Annotated in this window: 15 protein-coding genes, 7 tRNA genes and 1 rRNA gene; 3 read left to right on the top strand and 20 right to left on the bottom strand. The window is 38.4% G+C overall.

The genetic code is table 11. From position 1 onward, the window contains the following. Positions 1–7 precede the first annotated feature (7 nt). The 7 genes from I4V84_RS14225 to I4V84_RS14195 form a co-directional block, all read right to left on the bottom strand. A complete protein-coding gene (locus I4V84_RS14225) occupies positions 8–841 on the bottom strand; it encodes a carbohydrate ABC transporter permease (protein WP_118581874.1) in 834 nt (277 codons plus the stop codon). Further along, positions 841–1,683: a sugar ABC transporter permease gene (locus I4V84_RS14220; RefSeq protein ID WP_243284118.1), complete on the bottom strand. Its 843-nt coding sequence runs from the start codon at positions 1,681–1,683 to the stop codon at positions 841–843. The genes I4V84_RS14225 and I4V84_RS14220 overlap by 1 nt, the downstream gene beginning before the upstream one ends. 278 nt (positions 1,684–1,961) lie before the next feature. Then, complete coding sequence (locus I4V84_RS14215) at positions 1,962–3,233, bottom strand: extracellular solute-binding protein (protein WP_173719145.1); 1,272 nt, start codon at positions 3,231–3,233, stop codon at positions 1,962–1,964. Positions 3,234–3,345: 112 nt separating this feature from the next. Beyond that, positions 3,346–4,968, bottom strand: a complete 1,623-nt coding sequence (locus I4V84_RS14210) for a histidine kinase (RefSeq protein ID WP_207748680.1) — start codon at positions 4,966–4,968, stop codon at positions 3,346–3,348. Positions 4,969–4,999: 31 nt separating this feature from the next. Beyond that, a complete protein-coding gene (locus I4V84_RS14205) occupies positions 5,000–6,562 on the bottom strand; it encodes a response regulator (protein ID WP_195992652.1) in 1,563 nt (520 codons plus the stop codon). Between the two features lie 250 nt (positions 6,563–6,812). Then, complete coding sequence (locus I4V84_RS14200; protein WP_118581890.1) at positions 6,813–7,124, bottom strand: hypothetical protein; 312 nt, start codon at positions 7,122–7,124, stop codon at positions 6,813–6,815. Between the two features lie 455 nt (positions 7,125–7,579). Further along, a complete protein-coding gene (locus tag I4V84_RS14195) occupies positions 7,580–8,206 on the bottom strand; it encodes a lactate utilization protein (protein ID WP_118581892.1) in 627 nt (208 codons plus the stop codon). A 207-nt stretch (positions 8,207–8,413) separates the two neighbouring features. Between I4V84_RS14195 and I4V84_RS14190 the strand changes: the two genes are divergently transcribed. After that, entirely contained in the window at positions 8,414–10,174 is a 1,761-nt protein-coding gene (locus I4V84_RS14190; RefSeq protein WP_195699082.1) for a diguanylate cyclase, read from the top strand. 362 nt (positions 10,175–10,536) lie between these two features. Here I4V84_RS14190 and I4V84_RS14185 read toward each other — a convergent pair whose 3' ends face one another. Beyond that, positions 10,537–11,700 (bottom strand): PucR family transcriptional regulator, encoded by a 1,164-nt coding sequence (locus I4V84_RS14185; RefSeq protein ID WP_173719139.1) that lies wholly within the window; start codon positions 11,698–11,700, stop codon positions 10,537–10,539. 187 nt (positions 11,701–11,887) lie between these two features. On the opposite strand from I4V84_RS14185, the gene I4V84_RS14180 reads away from it, so the two are divergent. Next, positions 11,888–12,046 carry a hypothetical protein gene (locus tag I4V84_RS14180; RefSeq protein ID WP_173717527.1) on the top strand — a complete coding sequence of 53 codons (159 nt, stop codon included), beginning with the start codon at positions 11,888–11,890 and terminating at the stop codon, positions 12,044–12,046. Positions 12,047–12,105: 59 nt separating this feature from the next. On the opposite strand, the gene I4V84_RS14175 is transcribed toward I4V84_RS14180, so the two are convergent. After that, positions 12,106–13,428 carry an MATE family efflux transporter gene (locus I4V84_RS14175; protein ID WP_195699081.1) on the bottom strand — a complete coding sequence of 441 codons (1,323 nt, stop codon included), beginning with the start codon at positions 13,426–13,428 and terminating at the stop codon, positions 12,106–12,108. 187 nt (positions 13,429–13,615) lie between these two features. On the opposite strand from I4V84_RS14175, the gene I4V84_RS14170 reads away from it, so the two are divergent. Next, entirely contained in the window at positions 13,616–14,971 is a 1,356-nt protein-coding gene (locus tag I4V84_RS14170) for an MATE family efflux transporter (RefSeq protein ID WP_195992649.1), read from the top strand. Positions 14,972–15,211: 240 nt separating this feature from the next. Here the strand turns inward: I4V84_RS14170 and I4V84_RS14165 are convergent, their stop codons facing one another. The 11 genes from I4V84_RS14165 to I4V84_RS14115 all read right to left on the bottom strand — a co-directional run. Continuing rightward, the gene (locus I4V84_RS14165) at positions 15,212–15,553 is read right to left on the bottom strand and encodes a hypothetical protein (protein ID WP_195992647.1); all 342 of its coding nucleotides are present in this window, start codon (positions 15,551–15,553) and stop codon (positions 15,212–15,214) included. A gap of 238 nt (positions 15,554–15,791) precedes the next feature. Then, positions 15,792–16,079 carry a type II toxin-antitoxin system Phd/YefM family antitoxin gene (locus I4V84_RS14160; protein ID WP_334286114.1) on the bottom strand — a complete coding sequence of 96 codons (288 nt, stop codon included), beginning with the start codon at positions 16,077–16,079 and terminating at the stop codon, positions 15,792–15,794. Further along, on the bottom strand, positions 16,072–16,398 hold the full coding sequence (locus tag I4V84_RS14155) for a nucleotidyltransferase domain-containing protein (protein WP_306797107.1): 327 nt from the start codon (positions 16,396–16,398) through the stop codon (positions 16,072–16,074). Before I4V84_RS14155 ends, I4V84_RS14160 begins: the two co-directional genes overlap by 8 nt. A gap of 333 nt (positions 16,399–16,731) precedes the next feature. After that, a tRNA-Leu gene (locus tag I4V84_RS14150) sits at positions 16,732–16,817 on the bottom strand. A gap of 3 nt (positions 16,818–16,820) precedes the next feature. Continuing rightward, positions 16,821–16,893, bottom strand: a tRNA-Val gene (locus tag I4V84_RS14145). Positions 16,894–16,927: 34 nt separating this feature from the next. Then, positions 16,928–17,001, bottom strand: a tRNA-Asp gene (locus I4V84_RS14140). Positions 17,002–17,020: 19 nt separating this feature from the next. After that, positions 17,021–17,094, bottom strand: a tRNA-Ile gene (locus I4V84_RS14135). A gap of 4 nt (positions 17,095–17,098) precedes the next feature. Continuing rightward, a tRNA-Thr gene (locus I4V84_RS14130) sits at positions 17,099–17,171 on the bottom strand. Between the two features lie 79 nt (positions 17,172–17,250). Then, positions 17,251–17,322: transfer RNA gene (locus I4V84_RS14125), tRNA-Glu, on the bottom strand. 18 nt (positions 17,323–17,340) lie between these two features. After that, positions 17,341–17,413 (bottom strand) — tRNA-Asn (locus I4V84_RS14120). Between the two features lie 87 nt (positions 17,414–17,500). Continuing rightward, positions 17,501–17,626 (bottom strand): 23S ribosomal RNA (locus tag I4V84_RS14115); the annotation flags it as partial.

The following is a 17,626-nucleotide window of genomic DNA, read 5'->3' as shown; positions in this document are numbered from 1 at the left end:
CCATATATCATCCTTTTACAGATCCCGCCATTACACCACTGATAATATATTTCTGCATAAATATATAGAAAACCAGCAGCGGCAATATACCTAATACCATCATTGGAAACAGACTAGTCCAGTCTGTAGAAAACTGACCGATATTGCGATATACTTCCTGTAAAATAACATCTTTTTCTCTTTTCTGTATAAAATACAACGGTCCCATAAAATCATTCCATACATTTAAAGTATTTAAAATTACGATTGTAGCAATCATCGGCTTCAGCAATGGAAGCACAATTGTACCAAAAATTCTGAATACTCCTGCACCATCAATTCTGGCAGCTTCTTCCAGTTCTATAGGAACTGAAGAAATGGAATTTTTCATTAAAAAAGTAGCAAATGGAATATTGATAGCAATATCAATAAAAATAACTGCTGTCAGCGTATTCATTAAATCCAGGCTTCTTACCAGCTTGTACAGACCAAGAACTGCCATCTGGTATGGAAACATCATTCCGGAAAGAATTACCAGAAAAATAATTTTTGTAATTTTACTTTTCTCTTTGCGGTTTAAAACATATCCACACATAGTACTGCACATTACAATGCCAAATACAGCACATATTGTAATAAAAAGAGTATTTCCAAATGCTCTTGGATACTGCATTTTTTCAAATGCATTGATATATGGTGTAATATCCCAGAAAGACGGAAGTGCCATCGGCTTTGCAGCCGCTTCAGTTCCTGACTTAAACGTAGTAACAAGCAGATAATAAATAGGAGTTAAAACAATAAACGTGATAATTAGCAAATAAACATGCTTCAAAATCTCCATAATATTTTTTTTCGTTTTCATCAGTTTAAATACTCCTCCCATTTTTTAAATATTCCAAGCATTACAGCGGAAACAACCATTGTCATCAACAGAAATACAATTCCAAAAGCTGATGCATAACCGAAATTTCCATCTGAAAATTTTGAGTACATTAATGTCAGAATAGTTTCTGTCTGATGTGCCGGACCTCCGTTTGTAGTTGACAAGACAAGATCAAATACTTTCAGTCCTGAGATCGTGCTTGTTACAAAATTAATTTTTATGGCAGGTGCAAGCCCTGGTAATGTAATATGCCAAAACTGCTGCCAACTGTTAGCTCCATCCACAGAAGCAGCTTCATAAAGATCTCCACTAATACTTTGCAAACTTCCTATGTAAATTACCATAGACCATCCAAACCACTGCCACACTGAAATTGCAATTATGGAAAATATAGCGATTTTTCCATTTCCGAGAAAGTTGATTTTTTCAAATCCCATTTTCAAAAGCACCTGGTTTATCAAACCATAATCACTTGCAGACAGGATATATTTCCAAAGATATCCAACAACCAAGGTGCTTAATACTGCGGGTGCAAAAAAGATTCCTCGGTAAATTGTTCTTCCTCTTAATTTGGAATTCAGAAGCACTGATACAGGAAGAGAAATTAAACTTTGAATGGATACTGTAAGGATTGCAAATACCAGGGTATTCTTTAATCCTTTCAAAATAATTCCATCTGCCAAAAGCTGTTTATAATTTTTCAATCCTGAAAAAACGATATCCGGCGAAAAATTAGTCCAGTTATAAAAACTGTATTTTGTAGTAAAAATAAGCGGAATGATAAAAAACACAGAAAATATAGAAACCGCAGGTATTGCCATGAAAATATATGGCAGATTTCGTTTTACATGATTGGCATTCATACTCTCCTTGCCCTCCTTCTTTTTATGTTTCTATTATAAATTTGATCTTTTTCTCTATAAATCCAAAAAAATTTATATGACTATCGTTTTTTTTATATCCCAGTTACTTTTGTTAATTCTATTGATAACATTAACCTCTATTGCACAAAAACAGATCCTGCAAAAAGCTCATTTGCTAAATGCAGGATCGGTTTAATAAATTATGGATAATTTTAAATTTGTTAAATGATTACAATTTACTCATATCTGATTGAGTCAGCTTTTGTATCAATAGCTTTCACAAGATCGTCTCCACTGATATCTCCGGAAATAACACCCTGAAGCTGAGCAGTAAACTCATCAAACAAGGACTGACTTGGAAGATTTACACTCCATCTGTCAGATGGGAATGCAATATTTCCATTGTTAATAATATCTGCAACATATTCATATTCTTCAGGCATCTGAGCCTCAACTCCGCTTCTATAGCTGGTTCCGCCAACATTTGCATCAGCAAATGCCTGCTGAACTTCAACGGAAGCCAGTGCTGTTAAAGTAGCTTCTGCACCATCATGATTTTCCGTATTTACATTAATACCGAAGCATGCAGCTGGTCCGCCTAAAACATATTCATTTTCTCCTGTTTCACTAAGCTGCGGAAGCATTTTAAAGTTAACTCCGGATTCTTTCAGCTCTGTATACTGCCATGGACCTCCATGAAGGAATGCCACTTCTCCATTTTTAAAGCTGTTCAGCATTTCCTGGCAGGAAATTCCCAGAGACTCAGAAGCGATCAGTCCTTTTTCAACTAATGTACACCATTTATTAACACAGTCGTTAATATGTCCGTCCATAGTTACTTCACCCAAAGCAAATTTGGTGTCGAAATCAGTTCCATCAGGGTTTGCTTCTTCATTATTATGATAATAAGAATTTTCCAGATACCCCAGTAAGCTGGATGTTGCAGTTGAGTCATCCGCAATCCCAAAACCATATGCAGTATAGCCTTTTTCATTAATAGTCTCGCAAGCAGCTACAAACTCATCAAATGTTTTGGGAATTTCCACCCCACATTCCTCAAGGATCGAAGCATTACACCAAATTCCGGAAAACCATCCATAGGAAGGAATTCCATAAATTTTTCCATCAGCACTGCAAAGTGACATTCCAGCCTCATTAAACTCTTTTACAAAATCATAATCCGAAATGTCTTCCACGTTACCAGCTTTGATTTCGGCTGGATAGTTTGTTCCATCCATAATAATGTCTGGGCCTTCTCCAGATGCAAGCTGTGTGCTAAGTACATTATTATAATCAGTATTTGCAACATATGTGTACTCAATCACATACTTCCCATCCATCTGCTCATTTACCTTTTCCAGAATAGGATTCATGTCATCCTCATCATACCATCCCATCAAGGTTACCGTCTCTGCATCATCCGCCATAACCAGATTGGAACCGCCTCCAACTACCATTACTGATACAGTGCATGCTGTAAGAAACATGCTAATCACTTTCTTTTTCATTTTTTTGCTACCCCTTTCGTTTATTTTTAAGTTGCTTTAAGTATAACGTTCACAGGATACGAAAAAAATAACAAAAAACTTATCTCATTATCAAATTTTTAAGATTTATATCCTATACTTTTCGTTCCAGTGTAATAAAATCTCTTCGTAATTTGATTATAGAGGTAGTTCCTCCCGGACCTGCAAAAATTTCCACACCGTATCCTTCCCCACACAGAATACGAATTCTCTTGTCAACATTGCTTACCCCATAACCAAATTCTTCATGGGACATTTTTCCCTGACCAATTTTTTCATACAACTCAAGTCCATTATCCCTGACAGTCATATAGAGTTCATTATTTTCTGCATAAATCTCAATGGATATTTTTCCTCTTTTTTCTCTCATGCAGTCAATGCCATGCTCAATTGCATTTTCCACCAGAGGCTGCAAAATAAAAATTGGAACCATCTGATCTAAAAGCGAGGGCTCAATTTTATACTCAACATCGAAGCCTTCATCGTGCGCCATAAGCTGCAGTTTCACATAGGCCTTTATATTTTCCACTTCTACATTCAAATGGTCTACGTTTATGCCCTTGTTAAGAGCAGTCCTGTAAAAAGTACCCAGTTCCGTAGTTATCTCGTAGATTCTGTCTTCTCCTTTTTCAATGGCTATCCAATTAATTGCGGAAAGATTGTTATAAAGAAAATGCGGGTTAATCTTTGACTGAAGCAGATCCAGTTCCAGGCTTTTTTTATCCAGTTTCGACTTATACACTTCATCAATAAGCGTTTGTATTTTCCGTAGCATTTTATTAATATTTTCCGCCAGCTCTCCAATTTCATCCTGGGAACTTTCTGCTATCTGAATCTCAAAATTTCCATCTTTTACTTTCTTTACCTGGTCAATAATCTGATACAAATAGTGCAGCAAAGATCTGGCACTTTTATTAACTCCTATAAATCCAAGCAGCAACAGTAAAACTACAATTACAACAGAACCAATGATTCTTGGATGAAAAGCACTTGAGAAATAAGAAGCATCAATTCTGTAAATAATTTTCCAACCGGTGTCATTTAGATTTCTTTCCTCTTCATAGCCAGCACTGTTTTCATTAACTTCCCCCTCATTATTGTATTCTAACAACACAGCTGAACCATTTTTCACCTGGATGTCCACTGGCATTTCCGAGAACATGGATATACTGTCAGAAAAAACTTTTTCCTTTACTTCTGCTCTGAGAACGCCATATACCCGATTTGGAAGGCTCATGGCAATTCTGCGTGTTATAAAATATTTTCCATTTTCATTCCACCACAAAGTATCTGCGCTATTCCAACTCGCTTCATACCAACTGTTATCTTCCAGATCGGAAGCTTTTTTGAATACTGCATCATTGTTAGAAATCCTTTTATCGGAATAAACCTCCATCTTTGAAAAATAGCTGTTGGAAAGCCAGGCGTTATAAATCAGGTTATTTACATTTGAAGTCATCTGAATGCGTTTCTTATACTCAGAATCATCTAAGCTGAGAAATTCCCTTAGTACACTGTTGCAGGTCACATATAATACGGATTTTTCGCACATCTTTATCTGATTCTCAATATTCAGGTGGTTCCGCTCAATGTTTTCTTTCGCTTCCAGAAGCTGCTGCTCCTTGATAAAATTTGTAGATGAGTACAATACAAATATCTCCAGAACCAGCACAGGAAGCATAACTAACAGCGTGTAAATGATCCTTACTTTATTCAAAAATGATTGTTTGTTGATTCTTTTTGCTATCCTATTCACCATTTTGCACCCTTTCCCTGTACTGCACCGGACTGCAGCCTTCATGATTTCGGAAAATAGAAATGTAGTAAGACACATTCAGGTATCCTACCCTCTCCGCCACATCACTTACTTTCATATTTGTCTGACGCAAAAGTTCTTTTGACTTTTCAACACGATACCAGGTAATAAATTTTACCAGATTTTTTCCAGTTTCCATTTTATATAAAGTACTTAGATAGGCAGAGGATACCTGCAGCTGCTCTGCGATATACGATACATTTAAATCACTTTCACTGTATTTTTCATAAACCAGTTCTTTTGCCATGCGGACCAGGCGGTTTTCTTTTACCTCTTCTTTTTTCTCTTCCTGCATTCTATCCAGAACGTTTTCGATTATCTTATTTACCTCTTCCAGTGTCCTTGCCTGATATATTTTCTGAATACATGGTACCATGTCCACATTAGAGTCTGTGTACTCACTGATCTGCTTCATCGCATCCGTAAAAGTATATTTTACATAAATTGAACTAAAGCCAGTCTGCTTCATTATATAGGCAAATACTTTCACAAATTCCTTCTTTATTCCGGAATAATCCTGCATTCTGGCGCAGTTAAATATCCTTTCAAAATACAGGGAAAGCATGTCATTTTCCTTTTTTAGAAAATAATCTTCATCATGAACCAATACCATACTTTTGGATACAAAAAACTGATAGTCAAGCTGGTCTTTCAATTCTGTATATTCTTTTTTCAGTTCTGTAAGACTTTCGGTCTTTTTTCCCAATATAACAAAAATATTTACCTGATATTTTTTCTGGGATTTTTCGATCAATATCTCACATTCTTTTTTCGTTTCTGCTGTCCGATAAAAATCTCTTTCCCGGATCAATAACACTACGATCTGGTTATCTGTGTTTGTAATGATCACAGTTTCTTTTCCAAAATATTCCCTGATATCTTTCAGGTACTCTTCCCATTCAATAGAAAACAAATTAGAATAACAGGAAATAATTACAGGTATACAGATTTTTTCCTGCACAACACTGGTGAATTCATTTTTCAGAGTTTCCCAATGATTTAAAGTTCCCTCTTCCAGTTCTTCAGACTCCAGATAATTAAGCAGATTCCAGCTCAGTTTTTGCTGTGCGGCCTCTTCCTTCGCCTGTATGATATCATTTCTATTTTTCTTTTCGATCTCTTTTTCCTGGCAGATCTCTATGATCTTTTCAAAAAGAGCCTTAAACGCATCCAGTTTAACTGGCTTCAAAAGATATTCCTGTACCCCTAATGAAATGGCATTCTGTGCATATTCAAATTCACCATATGCACTGTAAATAATGCATATTGGATTCAGCCCTCTTTTCTGCGTTTCACGTATAAGCTGGATTCCATCCATATAGGGCATTTTTATGTCTGTGAGCAGAATGTCAAAATAATTTTTTTCCATTATTTTCAGCGCATCTTCTCCGTTTTGCGCAAATGCTGTTCTTAATGGAAACCCAAACCTTTTTAATAAAAGCGCAATTCCTTCCCGCTCTTTCTTTTCATCATCCACAATCAAAATATTGTACATAAACTCACCCCTCCATACATATATTTACTCAACTTTATTTCATCATAAAAGAAGCTTTATGTAAATACCGAAAAAATTACCTGAGTATCAATTTTTTATACTACGATACAAAACTTCTAATACACAAAAGAGTTACTATTTCCGCAAGTATCCCTGCACGCAGGTGATATCATGCTTATAGTAACTCTTTTATCTTTATAACAATATTTGCATTTTAATCCGCTAAAGTTATAGTTCACTTATTTCACTTTTACAAACTTCCACTTATTGCAGCAGTTCCATTCAGCATTCCCATCCCCTGCAGTAAGCTTATAGTATCCCTTATCCCAGCTGCATAAGCAAGATCTGAATATCTCTCGTCCCGGGTCTGCAGGCAGGCGATGTAATCATCGATCACACGCTTTACAGTGTGGGATAATTGCAGCTGGTCATATCGTTCCTCCAGATACTTCAGATCCTCATTGTCCTGTCTGATGTAGGAATCATTTTCATCCACCCGCTGCTGCTCCATCACCATTTTCTCAATGTTCTGAAGCATAATCATTTTTGTTGTCATTTTCATTATTGATTTCCTCCTGATATGTACTTATAGATCACGGTTCATTGGTAACGTTTTCCCGAATCACACAAGCTGTTCTTCTGTGATTCCAAGCTATTTAGGGTTACAATTTAAGCAGTGATAAAAAATCCATTTTTCTCACACTTACCGTCATTATTCTACGTTTTATATCAAAATTTTGCAACAAAAATCGTCCGACAACTTTCCCTATAATTCGACAAAAGTGCTACTGTTCACTGGTAACGTTCCGCGAGGTGTTTTTTGTGAACAAAGCTCTCAGAAAACCCGAGAATTAAGTTTGCGCAGCAAACGCTACTTCTTGTGCTTGTCACAAGAAGGTTCGTCTTTCTGCGCATCGCGAAGCGTGTTACTGGTCGCGAAGTGAACAGTAACACAAAAGCGGCTGGAAAAGCGTGTATTTACACGCTCTAAGCTACGCCCTAAATAAATCTCACCGTTTAAAGTCCAAGAGTATCGTTTACAAGAATAACATGTATTCTATCTTTATGACGAGAATATCTTGTAATCAGAAACTGACAGCAAATCGTATCCGGAGATTTACAGTCAAAACATTTCCCTGCGGTTTTGCAAGGTGTCTTCACCTCAAATCTCTGTGCATTCGCCGGAGCTGCCACATTTCTTGCCCGCTTCATAGCTGCATCAAGATCTGAACAGACCTTATTCATTCCCACAATGAAAACCACCTTCTTCGGTCCCTGGGCAATACAGGAAACCCGATTGGAATTTCCATCAATGTTTACCATAACACCGTCACTGGTAATGGCATTTGCACTGGAAAGAAATACATCCGCATCATACGCTGCCATCAGGCTTTCTCTTGGTGACATTTTCGCGCGATTAATATAATTATAATTTCCATCCTCCAGCGCCTTGATCAGTCCAATCTCATGGGCACTTGTGCATCCACCCATGGCAATACTGCTGCCCTCCGGGATCAGTTCCAGTGCCTGCTTTACAGCAGCTTCTCTGTCTGCGGCGTAATAGCCTGACATATTGCGAGATTCCAGACCTTTGATCACATTTTGAGCCAATACTTCATTTCTTTTTTGCATATTAATATCCATTGCTTGCTCCTCCTGACATTGTTTTAGTATAAATTATAAGCCAAATTTCATTCTTTATCAACTTTCGACTTGACTCATTTTATATTTCGCCAGAGCGTAGTAAAAAAATATATTGTCATTTTTTTCAGAAAATTTATTTTAATTTTAAACTTCTGTGCTATAATGCCTTATTATAGAAATTTCAACGGATAAAACGAGGTAAACCTGGTGAAGAAAAAAACACTTGTGCCTCTTATCATTTTTTTACTGGGCATATGCCTTGTTGGTTTCATTGTATACAAAACAGACACCCATGAGAAGAAAGAGAGACGCATAACAGCACAATTAAACGCAACAACCTATGGAGAACACATAAAGAATGAGATTGCGAATGGCATCGAGATTACGGAAGCTCTAAAGCAGATCCTGATCAGTGAAAAAGGAGAAATCAATCAGTTTGACACGATTGCTGAAAATCTTATGTCTGATTCTATTGAGAGCGTGCAGCTTGCTCCGGATGGTGTTGTGACAGATATTTATCCGGCAGAGGGAAATGAAGCAGGTAAAATTGATCTGATTCATGATAAAGACCGTGGAGAGATTTCCTGTTACGCAAGAGACAATCACACAGTCATTACACAAGGCCCCTTTGAATTGAAACAGGGAGGCTATGGAATTGCTGTACGCAATCCAGTTTATCTGACGGATACAAACAAACAAGAGGATTTCTGGGGATTTACCATTGTTATCCTGCGTGTTCCTGATATTTTCTCAGACTCGCTTTATGCTCTTTCAAATTTTGGATATGAATACAGGATTTCAAAGACGGCTTCTCCCTGGAGCGATACTTATAAAGTTGTTTATCAGTCAGACGGTCAGTTAACCCATCCGGTTTCTTATGATTTTAAAATAGGCGCAGAGAGCTGGAGATTTGAAGTAACACCCAAAAGCGGATGGCGAAACAATACACTTATAGCTATAGTCACCGGATTTTTTCTTGCCGTAATCCTGCTTCTGACAGTTCTTACCCGGGTATGGCTGGTGTCCAAAGAAAATAAAAACAGATTTCAGATACTGGCACACACGGATTCCCTTACCGGTATTAACAACCGCTATGGATTTGATGAAGCAGCAGAAAAAATTATCGCCCAAAATCCGAAGGCACATTTTGTGGCCGCACTTTTTGATATTGATGACTTTAAGTTTATTAATGATGTCTATGGGCACGCTTACGGAGACAGGGCTTTAAAAAGTCTGGCAGAGAGCATGAAAGCTTTTTTTCCACCGAATGTATTGCTTGGAAGAAACGGTGGGGACGAGTTCTGTATTCTTCTGCCTGATTATACCTTTGAAGAGGCAGACGCACAGCTGAATCAATTCATCAGACTGCCTAAGACCTTCTCTTACAAGGGAACAGAACATCACTTTTCTATTTCTCTTGGATATGCGGAATATCCGGCATTTGCCTCCAACCATTCACAGCTTATGCGCTGTGCAGATGCAGCCCTTTATGAAATAAAGCTTCATGGAAAAAACGGATGTATGGCTTACAGAGAAGGGCTTCAGTCAGGTGTCCGCAAACAGCTGGGATTTGCGCTTAAGGATGTCTCGGAGCATCTTCCGGGTGCATTTATCATATACAGAGCAGACAAAGAAGATGATGAGCTGTTCTATGCAAACCAGGAGTTTCTTCATATGACCGGATATAAAGATATGGACGAACTTTTTCGACTTACAAACAAAAGCTTTCATAACCTGATTCGGGAGGATGAGCAGAAAGAGATAGAAACTAGCATCTGGGAACAGATTGACAGTGGTAATGAAAATGACTATATTCATTTTCATCTTCGAAAAGCTGACGGCTCTTACCTCTCTGTGCTTGACCATGGAAGAATCGTAGAAAGCCAGCAATACGGAAGAGTATTTTATGTATTGTTTATGGACTGGAAGGACATGCATATTCATTACGGTGATAAATTTTCCGGATAATAATAAAATACTGTCTGGTAGGAATTTTTGCATTCTATAAACCTACGATTTCATCATCAATCTGAGAGGTTTACACAAAGTAATTTACACTCCGCCCTGTTGCATAAAATAATGCAGGTCTGAACAAGACCTGCATTATTTTATGTGCTTTTCACACGTATTTCCCCTTCATTTTATCCGCTTTATCTTCCCAAAATCCGGTCCAGATTTTCCAGAATTACATCAACATTGATTGGTTATGCAATATGTCCATTCCTTCCTGCCTTGATTGCTTTTTTACAATCTTACTTATGTAAAAAAAAACTGCTTCTATTATACGACTGCGCTACACTATGCACAAGAAAAACATTACTGCGCAATACTTATATCTGCCCATGCATATTTCTGATATAAAATGCAATCTGATAGGGCAGTCTCTCTTCCGGCGTTTTCAACTCATTTCCCAGAATTTTCCTGATATTTCCGATACGGTACAGTACCGTATTGCGATGCGTATACAATTCTGCTGCCACAGCCTGAATACTTCCATTATGCTTCAGATATGACTGAAGAGTTTCCACATAACCGGCATGATATCTTCTGTCGTATTCTTCCAATGCTGCCAGACATTCTGTTTCCATTTCCTTCAGTATTTCTTTATCTTTCACCATATAAAGCAGACGGAACAACCCGCAGTCATCAAACTTTACCACCTGCTTCTTTTGTGTCATCGCTATGTGTGCTGCCGCCTTCGCTCTCTGATAGCTTACCGAAAGCTGGGAAATATCCATACATCTGCTCCCGATTCCCACGCACAATTGCAGCCCAGGCATACGTCTTTTTCCTCTTTTTATGGCACCCTCTACAAGGCGGCACAAATACTCTTCCGAAAGCGCATTCGCTACCAGCACAAAATCAGAGTTGTAATAAAAAAAGCTTCCATTGTGAGTGATATCCTCCAGATATACCTGTATTCGATAAGATAGCTTTTTTCGCTCCACTGTGTCCATGGAGTCCAGCCCCTCACAAGTCATCAGCAGCACCTGAAAGCTTCCATCTACATCAAAATACTGTAATAAATCTTTTCTGTATGCATCCTGATTATCCGGAGTCTCAATAGCTGCAATCAGGGCGGATGCGATCTGCTCATCTGTAGTATCCTGCAAAAATACATGAATACTGAAGTCTTTTATCATATCTGATAAATGCACTTCCCAAGGCACAGTCAGCAGCGGAAGGTCATTTTCATCACAGTATGCTTTCAATTCTTCCGGAACCTCATAAATGTACTGTCCCACATTGATAACAAGCCCTGATGCATGATACCGGTTCAGCTGCTGTGCCAGATGCATCCAGTCTTCTTTTTCCGGAAAGCCAAGCCCGGTTGTCACTGCAAGCTCCTTTCCCCAGAAATTCTGTATGATCGTTGTATCCTCAAGAAGATGTACCCAGCTGATCGAATTGGACCATCCATTTTTTCCGGCCAGAAACTTCATTTCATATCTGGTTTCTGCTGTCAGCATCATATCCTGTATTGTAAAACTCATAAAACCTCCCTTTTTGTTATCCAAACCCATTCTGTAAAATGTTCAAATTTTTTCTTTATTATATCATATATTTTGTGTTGACAGCACATATTTTCCCCTTGATTTTTAGAATCCACCCCCATAGTTTTTTCTCAATTTTGTGCTAGAATATAAGTAACTTAAAAAACAAATTAAAGGAGGCGTGAATATGAAATTCGCAGAATATACAAGTTCCCTGGATGCACTTCCCGTTCCAGAATGGATCATAGCAGAACGTTATATGTATTGTGACAATTTTATAAATGACTATACGAAGACTCGGCATTTTGATCTTCTGGCTTTTGTCAAACGTCTCTTTCGCAAATAATATGCACTTCTTTTTATAAAAAGGACATCCGTTTTTTCAGGATGTCCTTTCTTTTACTTTTACTTTTTTCGGTAAATTCGAAGCATCAAAGGTGTCTCTACAAGCAGCATGGCAATCCATCCTGCCAGATAGGAATATGGCAGTGCCTCAATACCAAAATTCCATAACAAAACCATCGGTGCCGCTGCAATGACACGGACTGTCATATTGGTAAAACTGCTCATCAAGGTCACCTTCAGATCTCCGATTCCACGGAAAAAGCCCTGAAGCGAATTTGTGATAGCGGGAAGAATATACATTACCGCAATCAAGTGGAGATAAACCACTCCATGTCCGATAACTTCCTCATCTTTTACAAATAATGACATCAATGGTCTGGCAAATCCCAGACAGATCAGCATAACTGCTGCTCCATAAACAAGCTCCAGTATCATTCCACATCGGAAGCCTTCCCTCATACGGTCATTTTTTCCAGCTCCTTTATTCTGAGCCATTAATGCGGTCATCGCATGGGCAATATTCTGTTCCGGTGTGATGGCAAAATCATCAATGCGATTAACCACTGCAAAGGCTGCTGCTACCGATACTCCCATTGTATTAACCAGTGCCTGTATTGCAATTTTTCCCATCTGTACAGTTGCCTGCTGCATGGCAGATGCCCACCCGTAAGCAATGGTTTTTTTCAAAAGCCTGGCATCAAAAACCAGCCATTTCTTCCCAAGCCGAAGAATCGGTACTTTTTTCTGTATATAGATAATACAAAACAAACAGCAAAGCGCCTCACTGAGTACTGTGGAAATTGCACATCCATTACTTCCAGCCTTTAATACAATAACAAAAAACAGGTCTCCGAAAATGTTCAGAATCGCACTGATGATCAGAAAGTACAAGGGGGATGCACTGTCTCCCAATGCTCTTAGAGTGCTTGAAAAAAAGTTATATAAAAATGTAAACATTAATCCCAGAAAAATAATCCGCAAATATTGCACTGTCATACTCATAATAGATGGATCCACCTGCAATAACAGCAGAATGGGTACAGCAAATATTACACAAACCAATGTGAGAAAAAATGAAAAAAACGCACCAGACAACAGAGTTGTACTGATTTGTCTATGCAAAGTCTCATAATCTTTCGCTCCATACTGAATCCCCATCAGGATACTGGCTCCCATACACAATCCGTTCAGAAATAGTATCATCAACGTACTGACCGGATTACAGATTCCCACAGCCGCCAGGGCCTCCTTTCCTACAAAATGCCCTACAATAATGCTGTCAACTGCATTATAGGTCAGCTGAAACAAATTTCCCAAAACAAGAGGCACTGTAAAATTAACAAGAATGGGCATGATTTTCCCAGTAGTCAGATCTTTTGTCATATTCTCACACTCCCAACCAAAAGTTTTGCACACTCACATTTTAGCTTAAAAAAAGTAATTTCACAATGTCCTATTTTAACATTTTATATAGCATATTCTAATCGGATATGTTAAACTATAATTTATCACTTTCTCTGTTTCATTGATTGTTATATTATAAATTGTAAGAACTAAGGAAAACTGTAACATGCTAAATAAAAAAGATTTCTTAAAATATGCATCGACATTGGCATTTCCAATTATGATTCAAAATTTGATTTCAACATTGGTAAATATTGCTGATACTGTAATGCTTGGATATGTAAGCCAGACTGCCATGTCGGCTTCATCACTTGCCAACCAATATACTTTCGTTCTTTTTTGTATATATTATGGTATGGCCACAGGTACATCCGTTTTATGTGCCCAGTACTGGGGAAAAGGTGATCAAAAGACTGTCGAAAAGATTCTCGGCTTAGCGGAGCGATGCACCTTAATTATCTCTCTGATATTTTTCCTTATCTCCTTTTCCATGCCAACTACGGTTATGAAGATTTTTACAGACAATCCTGATACAATTGTTGCTGGAAGTGAGTATTTGAGGGTACTTTCATTTTCACTTATGTTTATGGGATTCTCTCAGGTTTTTATGAGTGCCCTTCGAAGTATCGGAAAGATAATGCTGCCTTCTGTTACATACATTGTCTCCCTTTGTGTCAATGTACTTTGTAATGCCACCTTCATCTTTGGCTTATTTGGACTTCCAAAGCTTGGCGTTACCGGTGTTGCTCTTGGTACTGTGATTGCCAGAATCGCAGAGGTATTGATTTGTCTCATCTACTCCTTGAACAAATCAAATGTGAGATTCCGAATAAAATACTTCTTTGCGAAATCGGGGATCCTGTTCCAGGATTTTATGAAAATTGCAACTCCAGCCGTAATAAATGACCTCGTCTGGAGCTTTGCCAGTTCCGCATTCGCAGCAATTCTTGGGCATATTGGTAATGATATGGTTGCTGCAAATGCCGTCGCTGTTATGGTGGTAAACATTGGTGCTATCGCCTGTCGGGGTTTTGCCAACGCTACTACCATTATTATCAGTCAGGAGCTGGGGAAAAATCACATTGATACAGCCAGAGAATATGGAAAACGGATGCTCAGAATAACCATTATTGTAAGCCTGATCGGATGTGCCGTTATTCTGGCGATTCGCCCCCTGATACTGGATTTTTATCGGGATAAGCTGACAGAAACGGCCATTTATTATCTTGGCGTTTTTATCATTATGACGACCTGGCGTCTTGTTGGAGAAGGTATTAATACCTGTCTTATATGCGGCTGCTTCAGAGGTGGTGGTGATTCCAGATTTGGAATGATCGTTGATTCCATATTTATGTGGCTTGTAGCAGTTCCTCTCACATTTCTTGCCGCATATGTTTTTAAACTACCGCCTATCTGGGTATACTTTGTAATGTCTTTGGATGAACTTGAAAAAATGCCTGTAGTATTTATTCACTATTTCAGAAGAAAATGGCTTACAAATATTACCAGAGATTTTGATTGATCCTACTTATTCACAATTATAAAATGCTCCCTTCTGAATGACAGGTTTTTGTTCTTTCACATTCCTGCCCAGTAGGGAGCATTTCTGAATCCTATGATCTTATTCTTTTTTGACAATCAGCCTTATACTGTAAACCGAGGCTATTGCTATGATAAAGCCTAATGGAATTGCCACACAATAAAACACAAAATTTACCAAATTGTTATATGGGCGGAGTTTATAAATTCCTTTTGAAGTCCGCTAAACCTCGACCTTAACTTTATCACCAACGTATACTTTCTGATTATAGGTTTCTTCTCCTTCATAGGATTTTCCATCAACCTCAAATGCTAATTTAGTCCGATATTTTACTGATCTTGAATTCTTTTTATTTTTGTCTTTATCATCACTGTTATCAATCTCACGGCAGGATTCTACAACTGCAATAACCTCTCGTTTGTCTGTAGTGTTTTTGTACTCCTGGCTTTCAATTCTGTTTAAAATCATACCATATATTCCTATACCACACATGGCAATGCCCAGGACGAAACCTAATACCGAATATAATATATTGTTCCGCTTCTCTTTTTTATCCTGCTTCATACACATCCTCCGCAAAACCTGTTTTTGTTTTCGATTCTTGTAAAGAACACATATTGTAAAAAATTCTCCTTCAATTGACCATGTATTCTCTATACTAATAATAATCCATCCAAAACCGGTTTGCACTATTACTTGTGCCAGTAAATGAAGAGAAAATGTTATTGCTTACTTTGTCCACAAAAAACACCTCGCGGAACGTTGCCAGTGACTTCACATGTATCTATCCAGACAGTCAACTCTACAGCTCTCCGAGTCTCTCTCTCAAATTTTTTCGTGCTTCAGTTGCACTCATAGTTTTGGCACCATCTATTCTTTCCCACTCAGCCTGAAGTACTCTGGCACGTAACCGAAGTAACTGTTCACGCTTTTCATATGTATCAATACTCTTAATTCCCATATCTCCCTCATCATTTTGGGTGATATAAATAGACTCGTTGGTTTCTTTTAAACAATAGTCAGCTACTTTCAGACTATCATCAGCTTGTGTAATTCGATAATTGCTTAAATCTTTTTGTCTCTCATCCAATTACAATTCCCTCCTTCTCTACATTATCATAAAACGGCAATGCTCCCAGCCAGTATCTGTAATGTGCTTCATTCTCCAGAACTGGATTTATTACAATCCCTGACTCCAGTTCCAGATCAAACGCCAGATCAAAAATACTGTTTTCGACCTGCTCTATTTCTTCTTTTGAAAGAGGTGTTAATATCATAACATCAATATCCGAATTTTCCTTATAATCTCCACGGGCATAAGAACCATAGACAATAAGTTTGGATAGATTATTTTTTAATATTTTTTTAGTCCCTTGTACAAATAGCATTAATACTTCCTGTCTAATCAAGTTGCTACCTCCTGTCAGATTATTTTCATCTACAGTAATATTTTAATAATATTGCAGCTGACTACGTAAAGCAAGCTATTATTTTACTTTTATTTTTGAAAGCGCAACCTTTGAAACTATCAAGCATGGAAATTCCAGTTTCCAGCTATAAAAAAAGTGAATATTATACCAGAATATTATTTTGAAGCTGCTTAAATATTTTGTATCTGCTGTCAGTTCTGCTGTCAAATCTGCTGTCAAAATCCATTTTGGGGCTAAATAAGAGGTGTTCCAGAAGGGTGTAAATATATCCAGACATCAAAAAAACCCTTGAAAATCAAGGGTTTCAGGTCATGCCGCAGACCGGAATCGAACCGGTACGGGTATCACTACCCACGGGATTTTAAGTCCCGGGCGTCTGCCAGTTCCGCCACTGCGGCATATGGGACCTATAGGGCTCGAACCTATGACCCTCTGCTTGTAAGGCAGATGCTCTCCCAGCTGAGCTAAGATCCCATAATATTAAATTGCTGTAAATTTTCAACAGCAGCGACCCGGAAGAGACTCGAACTCTCGACCTCCGCCGTGACAGGGCGGCGCTCCAACCAACTGAGCCACCGGGCCAGAAGAATATTAAATTAAATGGACCTTCGGGGACTCGAACCCAGGACCGACCGGTTATGAGCCGGTTGCTCTAACCAACTGAGCTAAAGGTCCAAAAAGCCGATGATCGGACTCGAACCGATAACCTGCTGATTACAAATCAGCTGCTCTGCCAATTGAGCCACATCGGCACAATACTTATAAACTGTATTATACACCAAATGTCAGAGTAAAGCCACACCAAATTGCCATTTTATTTAATTTTCTCAGTGACTCCAAGGGGATTTGAACCCCTGTTACCGCCGTGAAAGGGCGGTGTCTTGACCGCTTGACCATGGAGCCTAACATTTCCATAAAAAACTCCCCCTGTTGGACTCGAACCAACGACACTTCGGTTAACAGCCGAATGCTCTACCGACTGAGCTAAGGAGGAATATAAAGGTTTGCACCTTCAAAACTACATACATGTTACATCCTTGTGGAATATTTGTCAAGAATCTTTTTCAAAACCTTGCGATTGTTGGTCAAGCCCTCACCCTATTAGTAACAGTCAGCTCCATGTGTTACCACACTTCCACCCCTGCCCTATCTACCTCGTCGTCTTCAAGGGGGTTTACTTCTTTCGAATGGGACATCTCATCTTGAG

The organism is Ruminococcus sp. 1001713B170207_170306_F1 (assembly GCF_015668065.1).
GTDB lineage: Bacteria > Bacillota > Clostridia > Lachnospirales > Lachnospiraceae > Blautia_A > Blautia_A faecis.
This window is presented reverse-complemented; position numbering and strand designations above follow the sequence as displayed.